Here is a 16,473-nt window from a genome sequence, read left to right on the forward strand (position 1 = left end):
CCCGATTCGAGGAGCCGACATGGACCCCGGCACCCTGCTGGCCAGGATCACCGACTACGCCAGCCGCCCCGACCCCTACCCCCTGTACGCGGAGCTGCGGGAGGCCGGCCCGGTCGTCCCGCAGGCCGACGGCAGCCTGCTGATCGGCGGCTATCACGAGGTCGCCGCGCTGCTGCACGATCCGCGGATGAGCGCCGATCCCCGCACCCGGGGCCTGGAGACCGCCAAGCCGCCGTTCCTGCGCCTGGACGACCCGGAGCACCACCGGCTGCGCACGCTGGCCATGCGGCCGTTCGGCCCGCCGCACACACCGCACCGGGTGGACGGGATGCGCGCCGAGATCGAGAACATCACCAAGGAACTGCTGGCGCCGTTCGAGTCGGGCGGGCAGGTCGATGTCGTGGACGACTTCGCCTATCCGCTGCCGGTCTCGGTGATCTGCCGGCTGCTCGGGGTGCCGCACGAGGACGAACCGCTCTTCCGCGCCTGGTCGGACACGCTGGTGGCGTCCGCCGACGTACGGCCGGACGCGAGTTCGGCACCGCGCGACGAGGCGGAGCGGGCCCGCCAGGAGATGGGCGGATATCTGGTGGGCCTGGCCGAGCAGCGCCGTGACGACCCGCGCGACGACCTCCTGTCCGCGTTCGTCTCCGAGCCCGACCCCGAGTTGCGGCTCAGCCGGGAGGAACTCGCCGAAACGGCCGTGCTGTTGCTGATCGCCGGGCACGAGACCACGGTCAACCTCATCACCAACGGGGTCCTGACCCTGCTGCGCCATCCCGGGGAACTGGACCGGCTGCGCCGCGAACCCGAGCTGATGCCGAGGGCGGTGGAGGAACTGCTGCGCTACGAGCCGCCGGTGCACATGCGCGAGCGCATCCCGCTCGCCGACTTCGACGTCGCCGGCACCACGCTGCCGCGCGGCTCCTCCGTGTTCCTGGCCCTGGCCTCGGGCAACCGGGACCCGCGCCGCTTCACCGATCCCGACCGCTTCGACCCGGCCCGCGCCGACAACGAGCACCTCGGCTTCGGCTCCGGTATCCACCTCTGCTACGGCGCCCCGCTCGCCCGTCTGGAGGCGCAGTCCGCGCTGACGGCGCTGCTCCCCCGGCTGGGCACGGCGGAACTGGCCGAGGACCCGCCGCCGTACCGGCAGAACGCGATGCTGCGGGGACCCCGCCATCTGACGCTGCGGTTCTGACGGCTCGTGCCCCTCCCGGTGGCGGCGTCGGGCTGAGACGATCGGCCCATGGCTGAGATCATCTTGATGTCCGATCCGAAGGTCGCCGCCGTGCCCGTGCGGGAGTGCGGTGAGCGGCTGGTGGATGTGCGCCGTGACGGCCGGCTGCGGATCGACGCGCGCAAGGTGGACGGGGACGGAGCGTACGCCCGGCTGCGCGAGGGTGTGTTCGAACGGCTGCTCAAGGCACAGGAGTTGCTGCCCGAGGGGCTGCGGCTGCTCTTCGTCGAGGGGTACCGGCCGCCGTCCCTCCAGCGACGCTATTTCGAGGAGTACCGCGCGGAGTTGAGCGCCGCCCACCCCGACTGGCCCACCGAGCTGGTGCGTTCGGCGGCGAGCCGCTACGTCTCGCCGCCCGAGATCGCGCCGCACAGCGCCGGGGCGGCCGTCGATCTCACGCTCGTCGACGCCGACGGCCAGGAACTGGACATGGGAACGGCGATGAACGCCGACCCGGAGGCCAGCGCGGGCGCCTGCTACACCAGGGCCGCCGACATCAGCGACACGGCCCGCGCCCACCGCGACATCCTGACCTCGGCCCTGACCGCCGCCGGCCTGGTGAACTACCCCACGGAATGGTGGCATTGGTCGTACGGCGACCGGTACTGGGCCCTGACGACGGGGGCTCCGGCGGCACTCTACGGCCCGAGGGACCTCGGGTAGCGCGGCGGGCGGATGCCGCTCGTCCCGGTCGCGCCGGTGATCTCCGCCCGCCTGCGGTCCCCCGGGGGTCTCCGGTGGCGGGAGCCGGGAGCGGGGAGACAAGGTGCGGCCGACGTTCGTCCCCTCGCCCTGCGGGACCGGCTGATCCGCGAGGGCGACGCGCCGACCCCGGACAACCCGTACGACGTCCACACCCTCAAGAGCAGCCACTGCGGGTGGCTCGTCGCACCGGCCCCGGCGGCCCGGGTGCCGGCCGGGACCGGCGCGCCGGCGGTCGGGACCGCCTGAGCCGCCGCCCGACCGCGCGCGGGCCTCAGGCCGTCAGCCGGGTCCGCAGGAGTTCCGACAGTTCGGGGATCTGCTCGGAGAGGTAGAAGTGGCCGCCGGGGAAGATCCGCAGGTCGAAGGGGCCGGTGGTGTGGCCGCGCCAGGCGTGGGCCTCCTCGGGGGTGACGCGGGGGTCCGAGTCGCCGGTGAGGGCGGTGATGGGGGTGGCGATGACGGTGGCGGGCGTGGCCCGGTAGGTCTCGACGGCGGTGTAGTCGCTGCGCAGGGCGGGGAGGATCATCCGGACGATCTCCTCGTCGTCCAGGAGCCGGGCGTCCGTGCCGCTGAGCCGCCGCATCTCGGTGATGATGCCGTCGTCGTCCCGCTGGTGCACGTTCTCGCCCGCGTAGGCGGACGGGGCGCGGCGCGCGGAGGCGAAGAGGTGGACGGGGCCCTCGCCGTCGCGTTCGAAGCGGCGGGCCACCTCGAAGGCGACGATGGCTCCCATGCTGTGCCCGAAGAACGTCAACGGGCGGTCCGCGTACGGCTGTAGCGCCTCGTGCGCGCGGTCCGCCAGCTCCGCGATGGTCTCGATGCCCTTCTCCGCGTGCCGGTCCTGACGTCCCGGGTACTGCACCGCGACCACGTCGGCCACGCCGCGCAGGGCTGCGGAGAGCGGGAAGTAGAAGGTCGCCGAGCCGCCGGCGTGCGGGAAGCACACCAGCCGGGCGGGCGTCCGCGGCGCCGGGTGGAAGCGGCGCACCCACGGGTCGCCGGTCGGGCAGGCTGTCGTCACGGTGTGCTCCAGGGGCCAGGAGAAGGGGTGGGGCAGGATCCCTCGCCGGGGTCCGGCCGAGGGCGCTCGGCGAACCCGGTCAGGCGGTCAACCAGCCCTTTTCCCGGGCCAGTTCGACGACACGCTCCCTGACCTGGCGGATCTGCGCGGCCGTGAGGGAGTCGACCGAGGTGACCAGGACCTCGGTCAGCTCGGTGCGGAAGCGGCCCGCGCCGGTGCCCTCGCCGGACGGCGCGGCGGCGGGGCGTTCGGCGGTGGCGGAGCCGTCGGAGAAGACCGGGCGGTTGGGCAGGCGGTGCGAGGAGGGCTGGTAGACCAGCCGGATCTGGGAGGCCTTCGGGCCCTTCTCCCCTCTCTCCATGTGGAATTCGACCTCGCTGCCCTCGTGGTAGAGGTACTTCTCGTCCAGCAGATCGTTCGCGTGCATGAAGACGTCCTCGCCCGGTTCGGAAGGGGCGATGAACCCGTATCCGCGGACCTCGTCGAAACGCAGCACCTTGCCGGTCATCAGCACAGCCCACACACCTCCAGCAACACCAGCACAACGACAACGCAGGTGAACTTACACAGCTTCGGCCCCGGTTTCGACCCCGGGGAGGGACCTCACCGCGGTAGCGCGAGCCGCACCGTGCGCCCCGGCCGCACCGTCACCACCCGGCCCGTGAGGCGTACGTCGACGGGGGCGCCCATCGAGGGTGCCGGCCATCGCGCCGAGGTGGATGCCCTCGCCGGTGGTGCCGCCCTGGATGTCGGCGATGTCGCCGCGCAGCGTCTCCTGGACGTGGTGCCAGGCGTCGGCGCGGCGGGCGCGGGTCAGGATCCAGCCGTGCACGAGCCCGCTGAGGGTGGAGCCGTGGCTGGTGCGGCCCAATGGTCGACGGTCGCGGACCAGATGTCCTCGTCGATGTCGTTCTCCAACTGCCGTAACAGGGAGCGCAGTTCGCGAGGGGCGAAGAGGTAGGCCAGCATCAGCACGTCGGCCTGCTTGGACGCCCGGTAGCGGTTGACGGTGTCGCCCTCGGCCTCCAGGATCCGGTCCGGGCGCCGGATGTCGCCGCAGCGTTCGCGGTAGCCGCCCCAGTCCAGTTCGGCGAGGTCGCCGTAGCCCGCGAACTGGCTGATCACCCCGTCGCGCCAGGGCACATGGAGGGTGTGCGTGACCTCCGCCCAGCGGCCGGTCTCGCCGGGCAGGGACTCCCGCAGCCGCTCCCGTTCGGCCTGGTAGCCGTCGTACTCCCAGGTCGGCCCGGCCACCGTCAGCCCGGGGCCGGCAGATCGGCGAGGATCCGGTCGGGGGTGAGGGGCAGTTCGCGGCAGCGGACGCCGGTGGCGTGGTGGACGGCGTTGCCGATGGCGGCGGCGGTGCCGACGATGCCGATCTCGCCGATGCCCTTGCTGCCCATGGGGTTGAGGTGGGTGTCGTCCTCGTCGATCCAGTGGGCCTCGATGTCGGGCACGTCGGCGTTGGCGGGCACGTGGTAGGAGGCGAGGTCGCACTCGGGGAAGTCGCCGAACGCGGGGTCCAGGGTGCTGCTCTCGGTGAGGGCCATGCCCAGGCCCATGATCATGGCGCCGGTGAACTGGGAGCGTGCGGTACGGGAGTTGAGGATGTGCCCGGCCGCGAAGACGCCGAGCAGCCGGCGCACCCGGGTCTCGCCGGTGACGGTGTCGACGGCGACCTCGGCGAAGTGGGCGCCGAACGCGTGCCGGGCGTAGGGGACTTCGGCGTCGGCGCGGCCCGCGGTGTCGGCGTGCGCTTCGAGCCCGTCGGGGGGCAACGGCCCTTCGCGGACGGTGAGCTGGTCGGCGAGGTCGGCGCAGGCGTCGTGGACGGCCCAGCCCCAGGAGGCGGTGCCGGTGGAGCCCCCGGCCAGCCAGGCCGGGGGCAGGTCGCTGTGCCCGATCTCGATGCGCACCCGGTCCAGGGTGGTGGCGAGGGTGTCGGCGGCGATCTGGGCGAGGACGGTACGGGCCCCGGTGCCGATGTCGGTCGCGTTGATGCGCACGGTGAAGGTGCCGTCGGGCAGGGCGCGCGCCGTTGCGGTGGCCGGGACGGCGGAGGCCGGGTAGGTGGCGGCGGCGACGCCGGTGCCGAGGAGCCAGGGCCCCTCGCGGCGGGCACCCGGGCGCGGATCGCGGCCCTCCCAGCCGAACCGGCGGGCCCCCTCGCGCAGGCACTGCACCAGATGCCGGCTGCTGAACGGCATGCCGGTGCCCGGCTCGTGCTCGGGCTCGTTGCGGATGCGCAGCTCCACCGGGTCCATGGCCAGCGCCTCGGCGAGTTCGTCCATGGCGGACTCCAGGGCGTACATGCCGGGCGACTCGCCGGGGGCCCGCATCCAGGAGGGGCTGGGCACGTCGAGGGCGACCACGCGGTGGAGGGTGCGCAGGCCGGGCGTGGCGTACATGACGCGGGCGGGCACCGCGGCCTGCTCCACGAACTCCCGCACCCGTGAGGTCTGCGTGGTCACCTCGTGCACCAGCGCGGTCAGCCGCCCGTCCGGGTCGGCGCCGAGGCGCAGCCGGTGCAGGGTGGGCGCGCGATGGCCGACGACGGTGGGCAGATAGCGGCGGGGGTAGGCGAGGGTGACCGGGCGGGCGGTGCGCAGGGCGGCCATCACGGCGAGGATCAGGTCGGGGCGCGGGGTGCCCTTGGAGCCGAAACCGCCGCCGACGTGCTCGCTGACCACGGTGACCTTGTCCTCGGGCAGCTCGAACATCTGGGCGAGCACGGCGCGTGCCGTCGTACCGCCCTGGCTGGAGGTGTACACCGTGAGCCGGTCGTCGTCCCACCGGGCGGTGGTCGCGTGCGGTTCCATGGGGTGGTTGTGCAGCGGCGGCACCCGGTAGGCGACGTCGACACGGGTGGCCGCGGCCGCGAAGGCGCCCTCGGGGTCGCCGTGTTCGACACGGCCGGGCAGCCCGGCGTTCGCCTCCTGCGGTTCGTAGGCCCGCGGATGCTCCTCGCTCAGTTCGAGGTCGTACGGCTCGCTGTCGTAGCGGACGCGCACCAGCCGGGCGGCGGCCCTGGCCGTCTCCGGGGTCTCGGCGACGACGAGGGCGACGCACCAGCCCCGGTGCGGGACGTGCGGGTCCTGGAGCACGGCGAGGGTGGCGTCCTCGGGTTCGGCGACCTTGGGCGCGTCGCCGGGGCTGAGGACGGCGAGGACGCCGGGCAGGGCGCGGGCGTCCGAGCTGTCCACCTCGGTGACCCGGCCGCGCACCACGGCGGCGGGCACCGGCCAGGCGTAGGCGCGGCCGGGCTGCGGATGCTCGGCGGCGTAACGGGCGGCGCCGGTGACCTTCTGCCGCCCCTCCAGGCGCTCGGCGGGGGCGCCGAGGGCGGTGTCGGTGTGGGGCATGGGTCCTCCTGTCGCCGGAGTGGACGCGCGGTCAGGCCACGGCGGGGGCGGGGGTGAGGCGGCCGAGGACGTCGAGGGCGAGGTTGCGGGCGAGGGGCACCTTGTACGCGTTCTCGTCCAGGGGGCGGGCGGCGGCCAGTTCGAGGTCGACGGCGTGTTCGAGGGCGGCCGGGGTGGGGGCGGCGCCGCGCAGCGCCTCCTCGGCGTGCCGGGCCCGCCAGGGCTTGTGCGCGAGCCCGCCGAAGGCGAGGCCCACATGCTCGATCGTGCCGCCCGCGAGCCGCAGCACGACGGCCACGGAGGCGAGGGCGAAGGCGTACGACGCCCGGTCCCGGGCCTTGCGGTAGGCGGAGGGCACCCCCGCCGTGGCGGACGGCAGCAGCACGCCGGTGACGATCTCGCCGGGCCGGATCTCGGTGTCCCGCTCGGGGTGCTCGCCGGGCAGCCGGTGGAAGTCGGCCACGGGCATGTTCCGGGTGCCGTCGATGCCGTACAGCTCGACCTCGGCGTCCAGCGCGGCGAGGGCGACGGCCATGTCGGAGGGGTGGGTGGCGATGCACCACGCGGACCGGCCGAGAACCGCGTGGTCGCGGTGGACGCCTTCCAGGGCGCCGCAGCCGCTGCCGGGATCGCGTTTGTTGCAGGGTTTGTCCAGGGCCTGGAAGTAGGGGCAGCGGGTGCGCTGGAGGAGGTTGCCGCCGGTGGTGGCGGCGTTGCGGAGCTGCCCCGAGGCACCCGCGAGGAGGGCCTGGGAGAGCACCGGGTAGCGGTCGCGTACGCGCGGGTCGGCGGCGAGGTCGCTGTTGCGGACGGTGGCCCCCGCCCGCAGCGAGCCGTCGGGGAGTTCCTCGATGCCGTCCAGGGGCAGGGCGCCCACGTCGACGAGGAACGCGGGCTGTTCGACGCCGAGTTTGATCAGGTCGACCAGGTTGGTGCCGCCGGCCAGGTAGCGGGCGCCGGGGTGGGCGGCGTACGCCTCGGCGGCCTCCTGGAGCGTGCCGGGCCTGAGGTATCCGAAGCCGTTCACCCGATCACGTCCTCGACCGCGGCGACGATGCCCGGATAGGCGCCGCAGCGGCACAGGTTGCCGCTCATGCGCTCGCGGATCTCGGGCCGGTCCAGCGCGACGGGGCGGCCGGAGGGGGCGGCGGGGTCGGTGACGTGGGAGGGGTGGCCGGCAGCGGCCTCGGCGAGCATGCCGACGGCGGAGCAGAGCTGGCCCGGGGTGCAGTAGCCGCACTGGAAGGCGTCGCGGTCGAGGAAGGCCCGCTGGAGCGGATGCGGTTCCTCGCCGTCGCCGCCCAGGCCCTCCACGGTGGTGATGTCGGCGCCGTCGAGGGTCACCGCCAGCAGCAGACAGCTGTTGAGCCGCCGCCCGCCGGCCAGCACGGTGCAGGCCCCGCACTGGCCGTGGTCGCAGCCCTTCTTGGCACCGGTGAGCCCCAGGTCCTCGCGGAGCAGGTCCAGCAGGACGCGGCGGTGGTCGACGTACAGGGTGTGCGGCTTGCCGTTCACCCTCAGGGTGATCTCCGATGCCGGAGCGGGCGCGTTGTCACTGGTCATGGGCTGTGGGCCTTCCGGACGGACCGTGGTGCCGTGCGCTCCGCGTATCCAGGTTCGCGGGGGCTCACACGTGCGGGGGCCTCACCCGGCGTTCCCGGCCCGCCTCGGCACGGGCCGTCGTGCCGACAAGGTACGCCCGTGACCGGTACAGCCGACGGTCACTGATCACCGCTGAGGTAGCGGGTGATCATGGCGACCAGCTCCGACTCCAGCCTGTCGACCTGCCTGGGATGTGGGGTGGCCATGAGCTTGTGGGTGTTCATCTCGACCGTTCCCACGACGAGTTCCGCGGCCATGTCGAGATCCCGCACGCGGACGTCGGGGTGACGGGCGAGCACGCCGCGTACCTGGCTCACCCGCGCCTTGCCGTGCCGTTCGATCGCTTCGATCAGTTCACCGGACATGGGCGCTTCCTCGATCATGATGCGCAGGAGCTGCGGGTCGTCGCGGTGGTGGTCGATCGCGTCGCGGACCAGGGCGCGCACCGTCTCCTTCAGACTGCCGGGGCTCAGTTCCAGCTCTTCGGCTCCCTCCCAGGCCCCGCGGTCGATGTGCCGGACCAGCAGCTCGGCCAGGATGGCGTCCTTGTTCGGGAAGTACTGGTAGAGCGAGCCGATGGACAGGCGGGCGTGCTCGGCGATGCGGTTGGTGGTGCCGGCGGCGTAGCCGTGCTCGGCGAAAACCTGAGCAGCGGCGTCGAGGATGCGCTCCCGGGTGAGTTCGGCACGTACCTGGCGAGGCTTGCGACGTGGGGCGAGTCGGCGTTCCGAGGCGGTCATCCGTCGGTCCTTCCGGGCAGCGGAAAGCGAGTAGCAAAAAGCTGAGCTTCTGCTCAGAATAGTGCCATGAGCTGCGGAGATATCCGCGCAAGTGGCCGCCGGATCTGGTCGGCCGACCGCATCCGGCAGCCCCTGGCCGACGACCGCGGCTGCCTGGGCGGGACGTCTTCTTCCCCGGCTGCCCGCGACCCGGCCGGTCCGCCCCGGCCGACAAGGAGTCCCATGGAACAGACACACCGGCTGGAACAGACACACCGGCCCGACTCTGTGCACCGGCTCTCTTCCGCCGAGGAGGTCGAGGCGGTCGTCGGCCGCCCGGCCGCGATGATCACGCGCAAGCAGATCAGCGCCCTCGACGCGGGATGCCGCGAGGTCCTGGCCTTCAGCCCGGTCGCGGCCTTCGGGTACCGAGACGCGACCGGCACCGCCCGGACCACCTTCGTCGGTGGCAGGCCCGGTTTCGCGCGCGTCCACTCCCCGAAGCGGTTCTCCTTCCCCCTCACCGGGCCGGCCGCCGCCCCCGGTCCGGCCTCGCTGTTCTTCCTGCTGCCCGGTGTGGGCGAGGTGCTGCGCGTCAACGGCACCGCGTCCACCCTCACGAGCGGAGAGACAGCCGTGGACGTCACCGAGGCATACGTGCACTGCGCACAGGCCGTCATCCGCTCCGGTCTGTGGGAACCGCCCGCACCGCACCGGACGGCGGGACCCGTGGCGGGGGACGGCCCGCTGACCGGCCCCGGCGTGAGCGATTTCCTGGCCGCCGCGCCGTTCCTGGCCCTGACCACCTGGGACACCGGGAACGGCAGCGACACCAGCCCGCGCGGGGAGCGTCAGGCGGCGGCCCGCGTCGTGGACGGCCGCACCCTGGTCCTCGCCGACCGCAAGGGCAACAGGCGCGCGGACACCCTGCACAACCTGCTCCAGGACGACCGGCTCTCGCTCGCCGCGCTCGTCCCCGGCCGCAGCGGCGTGCTGCATCTGCACGGGCGCGCGGCGATCACCGACGACGCCCCGCTCCTGGAGTCGATGGCGCTGCGCGGAGTGCCACCGCACCTCGCGCTCCTCATCGACGTCGAGTACGCAGAGGTGCGCGCCAACGACGCCGTGGCCCGGGCACGGCTGTGGACGCCGGACGGCCGGACCGGTCAGGGGGAGGCACCCGACATGATGGCCCTGGGCGGCGCGCACCTGGCCGCCGGGGCGGCCGACTCCGGACGCGTGTCCGGATGGTCGGCCAAGCTCATCACCTCCATTCCCGGCGTGAGTCGGCTGATGCGGAAGGCCATCGACCGTGCCTACGTCGCCGGACTGCGCAAGGAGGGCTACGACGACGTCCGGGCCCCCGTCACCGATCGCCACCGCGAGGTGCCCGCGGAGAAGCCGGCGGACAGCCCGCTGCGGCCCGTGCGCGTCCGCGAGATACGGCAGGAGACACCCACCGCCCGCACCCTCGTCCTCGAAGACGCCGACGGAACGGCCGAGCCCTTCGATTTCCGCCCCGGACAGTTCTTCACCCTGGTCACGGAGATCGAGGGCCACCCGGTACGGCGCGCCTACTCGGCCTCCTCGGCCCCCGGTGGCCTCCGACTGGAAGTGACCGTCAAACAGGTGCCGGGCGGGCTCTTCTCCACCCACGCTCACGGCAGCCTGCGCCCCGGGGACCGCCTCGCGGTACGCGGCCCCTCCGGCACCTTCCACGCACCGGATCGGGCACCCGGACACCTGGTGCTCGTCGCGGCCGGCAGCGGCATCACGCCTCTGATGAGCATGATCCGAACCCACCTGGCCGATCCCGCGTCGGACGGCGGAATCGACCTTCTCTACAGCAGCCGCAGCCCCGAAGAGATCATCTTCCGCGACGAGTTGAGCCGTATGGAGAAGGACCATCCCGGCCGGCTGACCGTCACCCACGTCCTCACCTGCCGCGACGGCCGACTCGACGCCGAGGGCATCCGCCGGTGGGTGACCGGCCTGCCCCCGTCCGACAGCGCACACCATTACGTCTGCGGTCCCAAGGCACTCATGGCCACCGTCCACGACGTCCTTCAACAGCTCGGCGTACCGGAGGAATTCATCCACCAGGAGCGCTTCACCGGCGGCGCCACCGCTCCCGCCGTCGCCGCACAACCCCAGGAGCTGCGAGTCGAGAGGAACGGGAGCCTCGTCGGGACCACCGTGGTCGAACCCGGCCAGACCCTGCTCGACGCCGCTCTCACCGCGGGACTGCCCATGCCGTACTCCTGCACGGTCGGCAACTGCGGCGCGTGCAGGGTGCGCGTACGCGGCGGAGAAGTCACGCGGCCTGAAGGCACCTGCCTCACTCCCGAGCAGAAGGCCGACGGCCATGTGCTGACATGCGTCAGCTGTCCGCTGTCCAAGGTGACCCTCGACCTCGCCGACCCGGCGGCCCCCGGCCGGAACTGAGGGCCGAACTCCGATGGACCGCTCACCGTTCACGGGCGGGCGGACGCCGCGTCAGACCGCCCCCGCCTCCGCCGTCACGACCGCCGCGTCCCCCGCCCCGGGTCCCTGCGCGAACTGGGTGCGGTACAGCTCGGCGTACCGTCCGTCCGCCGCCAGCAGTTCCTCGTGCGTGCCCCGTTCCGCGATCCGCCCGGACTCGATGACGAGGATCTGGTCGGCGGCGCGGACGGTCGACAGGCGGTGGGCGATGACCACCGCGGTGCGGCCCTCCAGAGCCTCGGTGAGGGCCTCCTGGACGGCGGCCTCGGAGGTGTTGTCCAGGTGGGCGGTGGCCTCGTCGAGGATGACGACACGCTGGCGGGCCAGCAGCAGCCGGGCGATCGTCATCCGCTGGCGCTCGCCGCCGGACAGCCGGTAGCCGCGCTCGCCGACGACCGTGTCGAGGCCGTCGGGCAAAGACCGTACGACCTCGGCGAGGCGGGCGCGGCCGAGGGCGTCCCACAGTTCCTCGTCGGCGGCGCCGGGGCGGGCGAGCAGCAGGTTGGCGCGGACGGTGTCGTGGAAGAGGTGGCCGTCCTGGGTGACCATGCCGAGCGTGGCCCGCAGCGAGGCCGCCGTCACATCGCGCACGTCCACCCCGCCGACCCGGACGGCGCCCGCGTCGACGTCGTACAGCCGCGGCAGCAGCTGCGCGATGGTGGACTTCCCGGCGCCGGAGGAGCCGACCAGGGCGATGGTCTGTCCGGGTTCGGCGCGGAAGGAGATGCCGTGCAGGACCTCGGTGCCGCCGCGGGTGTCGAGGGCGGCGACCTCCTCCAGGGAGGCGAGGGAGACCTGGTCGGCGGCCGGGTAGGCGAAACGGACCGCGTCGAACTCGACGGCCACCGGGCCCTCGGGCACCTCGGTCGCGTCCGGCTTCTCCTCGATCAGCGGCTTCAGATCCAGCACCTCGAAGACCCGTTCGAAGCTCACGAGGGCGCTCATCACCTCCACCCGAGCCCCGGCCAGCGAGGTGAGCGGGGCGTAGAGGCGGGTCAGCAGCAGGGCCAGCGAGACGACCGCGCCGGCCTCCAGGGTGCCGCGCAGCGCGAACCAGCCGCCGAGGCCGTAGACGAGGGCGAGCGCGAGGGCGGAGACCAGGGTGAGGGAGGTGATGAACACCGACTGGGCGGTGGCCGTACGCACCCCGATGTCCCGGACCCGGGACGCGCGGGCGGCGAACTCCGCGGACTCCTCGTCGGGGCGGCCGAACAGCTTGACCAGGGTGGCGCCGGGCGCGGAGAACCGCTCGGTCATCCGGGTGCCCATGGCCGCGTTCAGCGCCGCCGCCTCCCGCTGCATCCGGGCCATCCGGCTGCCCATGCGGCGCGCGGGCAGCACGAAGACGGGCAGCAGCACGAGGGCGAGCAGGGTGATCTGCCAGGACAGGGTGAGCATCACGGCGAGCGTCAGCAGCAGGGTGACCAGGTTGGTCACCACGCCGGAGAGGGTGTTGGCGAAGGCCCGCTGGGCTCCGATCACATCGTTGTTGAGCCGGCTGACCAGCGCTCCCGTGCGGGTCCGGGTGAAGAAGGCGACGGGCATCCCCTGCACATGGTCGAACACGGCCGTCCTGAGGTCGAGGATGAGTCCCTCGCCGAGCGTGGACGACAGGCGCCGGCCGAGGATGCCGAGCCCGGCCTCGGCGAGGGCGACCAGTGCGATCAGCAGCGACAGGCGGACCACGGTCCCGGAGTCGCGCCCCGACACGATGGCGTCCACGACGTGCCCGGCGAGCACCGGGGTCGCCACGGCGAGCAGGGCGGTCAGGACCCCGAGCAGGACGAAGCGGATGATCCCGGCGCGGTGCGGGCGGGCGAAGGCGGCGATGCGGCGCAGCGTGACGCGGGCGAAGGGACGGCGCTCGGCCTGCACGTTCATCACGCTGTGCAGCTGCGTCCATGCGGTGGTCTCCATGCTCATGTGGAGAACGTAGAACCTCAAGCTTCGTCGAGGTCAACATCCGGGGGTTTTCACCCGCTCCGCCGACCACTGCCCTTAAGCCGCCGTCCCCGACGACGCCACCTCCGGTTGGGGCGGCGCCGGGACCCTCTGCGGATGTGACTGCCGTCCCCACTCCCCCGCTCTCCCGGGTACGACTCCCCCGTCGCGTGCCCGTCCGCCAGGCGCTGTGCCTGCTGCCGCTCGCGCTGGTCGCCGTGGCCGCCGTACGCGACCGCTCGCTGCTCGCCGCGGGCTTCGGCCAGCTGCGCACCGCCTCCTGGCCCTGGCTGCTCGCGGCGGCCGGTGCCACCTGTCTGACCTGGGTGGCGGCGGCCGTCACCCGGCAGGGCGCGGTGGTCCAGGCGCTGCCCAAGGGCCGGTTGCTGGCCACCCAGTTCGCGGCGGCCTCGGCCAACCATCTGCTGCCCACCGGGCTCGGCGCGGGCGCGGTGAACCTGCGCTTCATGACCGTGTGCGGGGTGCCGCCGGCCCGTTCCTCGGCGGCGCTCGCCCTGTATCTGCTCGCGGAGAGCACGGGCCGGCTCGGTCTGCTGGCCGTGCTGCTGCTCGCCTTCCCGGACGCGCTGCGGCTCGGCCCGCTGCTGCCGCACGGCTCGGCCCCGCCGCTGCTGCTGGGCGCGGCCGGGCTGCTGGTGGCCGCGGTGGCCGCCGGGGCGCTGGTACGACCGCTGCGCGTCCGGGCCGCCGCGTTCGTACGGGACGCCGTGGGCGAGGCGCGCTCCGTGCACACCCGGCCGGTCCGTGCCCTGGCCCTGTGGGGCGGTTCGCTGGCCTTCCCCGCGCTCCAGGCGGCCGGGCTCGCCGCGGTCGGCCGGGCGCTGCGACTGCCGGTGCCGCCCGCCCATATGGCGCTCGCCTATCTCGCGGCGACGGTCGCGGTGGCCCTGGTGCCCACCCCGGGCGGGCTCGGTTCGGTGGAGGCGGCGCTGATCGTGGCCCTGGTCGCGGTCGGCGGTCCGGGGGCACCGGCCACGGCGGTGGTACTGGCCTACCGGATCATCACGGTCTGGGCGCCGCTGCTGCCGGGGGCGCTGACGCTGGGGGCGCTGGTGCGGCTGAAGGTCATCTGAGGCAGAGTGGCCCTCCCAGCCGCCTGGAGAGGGAGAACCCGCCGTGCCGGTCCGTGTGGAGCGCGAGGAGTACGTCACCACCGTCGTCCTGTCCCGGCCCGCGGCCCGCAATGCCGTGGACGGTCCGACGGCGGCCGGACTCGTCGCCGCGTTCCGCGAGTTCGAGGGGGACGAGAACGCCCGGGTGGCGGTGCTGTGGGGCGAGGGCGGCACGTTCTGCGCGGGCGCAGATCTGAAGGCGATCGGCACCGAGCGGGGCAACCGGGTGGCCGAGGACGGCGACGGGCCGATGGGTCCGACCCGGCTGCGGCTGTCCAAGCCGGTGATCGCGGCCGTCGCCGGGCACGCGGTGGCGGGCGGCCTGGAGCTGGCCCTGTGGTGCGATCTGCGGGTGGCCGAGGAGGACGCGGTGTTCGGCGTGTTCTGCCGCCGCTGGGGGGTGCCGCTGATCGACGGCGGGACCGTACGACTGCCCCGGCTGATCGGGACGAGCCGGGCCATGGACCTGATCCTGACCGGCCGTCCGGTGGCGGCGCCGGAGGCGTACGCGATGGGGCTCGCCAACCGCGTGGTGCCGACCGGCACCGCCCGCGCGGAGGCGGAGGCGCTGGCCGCGGAGATCGCCCGGTTCCCGCAGGCGTGCCTGCGCAGCGACCGCGCCTCGGTCCTCGACCAGGAGGGCCTGCCGGAGGAGGCGGCGCTGCTCGGTGAACTCCGCCATGGGGCGGGCGTGCTGGCGCAGAGCGCGGAGGGCGCCGCCCGGTTCGCCTCGGGGGCGGGGCGGCACGGCTCGTTCAGCTGAACGCACCGCGCACGAGCACGAGTACGCCGCATGCGAGTACGCCACGTGCGAGAGCAGCGGATGCGAGTGCGTCGCCCGCGGGTGCAGCGTGTGCGTGTGCAGCGTGTACGGGTGCAGCGTGTACGGGCACACCGCGTACAAGCACGCCTCGTACGCGCGCAGTTCATCCGCCCACGCCTCATTCGAGCACCCCCCTCACGGTCGTCACTCCTCGGGCAGCCCGGCGTAGGCGCGCAGTGCGTCGCGCGGGGTGGGCAGGCCCCAGGAGCGGACGATGTCCCAGAAGTTCGCCCACCGCCAGGTGTCCTTGTCGAGCCCGGCGAGGACCCGGACCAGGCGGCGCTGGGGTTCGGTCAGGTCCGTGAAGGCGCCGGGTCCGTCCGGGCGGGGGTCGCCGAAGGCCAGCCGCAGCGCGGCCGTGGCGACGGGGAAGCTCGCCGGTCCGGTGGTGGCGGCGAGTCCGTCGGTCACCGCGTCCAGGGCCTCCCGCGGGTACCGGTCGGCGAGCAGGGTGAGGGAGGCCGCGGAGTAGCCGCGCGTGTCGCCCTCGTGGAACGGGACCCGGGGCTCGTCCGGCCCCGGTTCCCCGGCGCAGGACACGAGTTCGGCCAGTATGTCGGCGGTGACGGCCGCCTCGACGCCCTTGCCGCCGAGCCGGGCCAGCGCCGTGGCCGCCGCCCAGCGCACCACCGGTTCCCCGGCGGTGAGGAACGGCCGCAGCCGGAGCGCCAGTTCCGGTCCGCTGCCGTCGTCGCCGAGCAGCCCGGCGGTCACCAGGGCGGTGGCCAGGGCCACCGGGTCGCGCTCCTCGTCCAGCCTCGTGAGCAGCCTCGGCAGGCTCTCCCCGGCCGCCTCCGGGAACCAGGCCAGCACATAGGCCGCGCCCGTCCGTACGGCCGCGTCCGTGTCCCCGAGCAGGGGCAGCAGTGCCGGTATGCCCGCGCGCACCGCGTCGTAGGCGCCCAGTTCCGCCGCCATGGCCTCCAGATGCTGGTCATGGTCGTACATGTCGCGGCGGAACTCCCGCATGCGCCGCTCCCTGTCGTCGCCCGCCGCCTCGACCCACGCGTCGTACTCGGCGCGTATCGCCTCCGGGTCCTGCGCGCGGACCTCCTCGACGGCGGCCCGCCACTCGGCGATCGCGATCCCGCCGGGCAGCTGGGCCTCGTCGTAGCCGATGGCGAGGGCGGCCAGCAGTTGGAGGCACACGGCACGGTCGGGCAGGGCGGGGTCCGCCGCCATCCGGATCAGGAACGGCACCGCGGCGGCCGTGGCCGGGTACCGGCTGCCCTGGTGGAAGATGTTGCCGTACAGCGCGCCCAGGGCCTGGTGGCGCTGCTCCTCGTCCGGGGAGCACAGGGCGCGCAGCAGTCCGGGCACGTCGTCGGCGGGGCCGTAGGCGTGCGTCAGCGCGGACCAGTCGACGGCGTCGAGGCCGGACAGCGCGGCGGGCACCGCAGTGTTGATCTCAGTCACGACCGCACTGTCGCACACGCCACTGAC

The 16,473-nt window shown here is 73.8% G+C and carries 13 protein-coding genes and 2 pseudogenes; 6 read left to right on the forward strand and 9 right to left on the reverse strand.

The features are described from left to right. Nucleotides 1-19 precede the first annotated feature (19 nt). From QHG49_RS04920 to QHG49_RS04930, 3 genes and pseudogenes are all read left to right on the forward strand, one after another. Complete coding sequence (locus QHG49_RS04920) at nt 20-1,201, forward strand: cytochrome P450 (protein WP_301487343.1); 1,182 nt, start codon at nt 20-22, stop codon at nt 1,199-1,201. Nucleotides 1,202-1,249: 48 nt separating this feature from the next. Next, nucleotides 1,250-1,903: a M15 family metallopeptidase gene (locus tag QHG49_RS04925; RefSeq protein WP_301487344.1), complete on the forward strand. Its 654-nt coding sequence runs from the start codon at nt 1,250-1,252 to the stop codon at nt 1,901-1,903. A gap of 120 nt (nt 1,904-2,023) precedes the next feature. Further along, nucleotides 2,024-2,191 (forward strand): annotated as a pseudogene (locus QHG49_RS04930) (alpha/beta hydrolase); the annotation flags it as partial. Nucleotides 2,192-2,216: 25 nt separating this feature from the next. Here QHG49_RS04930 and QHG49_RS04935 read toward each other — a convergent pair. From QHG49_RS04935 to QHG49_RS04965, 7 genes and pseudogenes are all read right to left on the reverse strand, one after another. After that, nucleotides 2,217-2,966 (reverse strand): thioesterase II family protein, encoded by a 750-nt coding sequence (locus QHG49_RS04935; protein WP_145487342.1) that lies wholly within the window; start codon nt 2,964-2,966, stop codon nt 2,217-2,219. A gap of 79 nt (nt 2,967-3,045) precedes the next feature. Continuing rightward, a complete protein-coding gene (locus QHG49_RS04940) occupies nt 3,046-3,480 on the reverse strand; it encodes a cold shock domain-containing protein (protein WP_145487341.1) in 435 nt (144 codons plus the stop codon). Nucleotides 3,481-3,654: 174 nt separating this feature from the next. Beyond that, nucleotides 3,655-4,148: pseudogene (locus QHG49_RS04945) on the reverse strand (glycoside hydrolase family 65 protein); the annotation flags it as partial. 74 nt (nt 4,149-4,222) lie between these two features. After that, entirely contained in the window at nt 4,223-6,328 is a 2,106-nt protein-coding gene (locus QHG49_RS04950; RefSeq protein ID WP_301487345.1) for a xanthine dehydrogenase family protein molybdopterin-binding subunit, read from the reverse strand. Nucleotides 6,329-6,359: 31 nt separating this feature from the next. Next, a complete protein-coding gene (locus QHG49_RS04955; RefSeq protein WP_301487346.1) occupies nt 6,360-7,355 on the reverse strand; it encodes a xanthine dehydrogenase family protein subunit M in 996 nt (331 codons plus the stop codon). Next, nucleotides 7,352-7,891 carry a (2Fe-2S)-binding protein gene (locus QHG49_RS04960; protein WP_301487347.1) on the reverse strand — a complete coding sequence of 180 codons (540 nt, stop codon included), beginning with the start codon at nt 7,889-7,891 and terminating at the stop codon, nt 7,352-7,354. Before QHG49_RS04960 ends, QHG49_RS04955 begins: the two co-directional genes overlap by 4 nt. Before the next feature lie 158 nt (nt 7,892-8,049). Beyond that, on the reverse strand, nt 8,050-8,670 hold the full coding sequence (locus QHG49_RS04965) for a TetR/AcrR family transcriptional regulator (protein WP_301487348.1): 621 nt from the start codon (nt 8,668-8,670) through the stop codon (nt 8,050-8,052). Between the two features lie 222 nt (nt 8,671-8,892). Here QHG49_RS04965 and QHG49_RS04970 point away from each other — a divergent pair, with 222 nt between their 5' ends. Further along, complete coding sequence (locus QHG49_RS04970) at nt 8,893-11,094, forward strand: 2Fe-2S iron-sulfur cluster-binding protein (protein WP_301487349.1); 2,202 nt, start codon at nt 8,893-8,895, stop codon at nt 11,092-11,094. A 51-nt stretch (nt 11,095-11,145) separates the two neighbouring features. On the opposite strand, the gene QHG49_RS04975 is transcribed toward QHG49_RS04970, so the two are convergent. Further along, entirely contained in the window at nt 11,146-13,056 is a 1,911-nt protein-coding gene (locus QHG49_RS04975) for an ABC transporter ATP-binding protein (protein WP_301487350.1), read from the reverse strand. Between the two features lie 137 nt (nt 13,057-13,193). Between QHG49_RS04975 and QHG49_RS04980 the strand changes: the two genes are divergently transcribed. Together QHG49_RS04980 and QHG49_RS04985 are read left to right on the forward strand one after the other, a co-directional pair. Continuing rightward, nucleotides 13,194-14,168, forward strand: coding sequence for a lysylphosphatidylglycerol synthase transmembrane domain-containing protein (locus QHG49_RS04980; protein ID WP_301487351.1), 975 nt, complete (start codon nt 13,194-13,196; stop codon nt 14,166-14,168). Nucleotides 14,169-14,211: 43 nt separating this feature from the next. Further along, nucleotides 14,212-14,970, forward strand: coding sequence for a crotonase/enoyl-CoA hydratase family protein (locus QHG49_RS04985; RefSeq protein WP_159706805.1), 759 nt, complete (start codon nt 14,212-14,214; stop codon nt 14,968-14,970). A gap of 204 nt (nt 14,971-15,174) precedes the next feature. Here the strand turns inward: QHG49_RS04985 and QHG49_RS04990 are convergent, their stop codons facing one another. Continuing rightward, nucleotides 15,175-16,446 (reverse strand): HEAT repeat domain-containing protein, encoded by a 1,272-nt coding sequence (locus tag QHG49_RS04990; RefSeq protein WP_301487352.1) that lies wholly within the window; start codon nt 16,444-16,446, stop codon nt 15,175-15,177. Nucleotides 16,447-16,473 lie beyond the last annotated feature (27 nt).

The organism is Streptomyces sp. WP-1 (assembly GCF_030450125.1).
Lineage (GTDB): Bacteria > Actinomycetota > Actinomycetes > Streptomycetales > Streptomycetaceae > Streptomyces > Streptomyces incarnatus.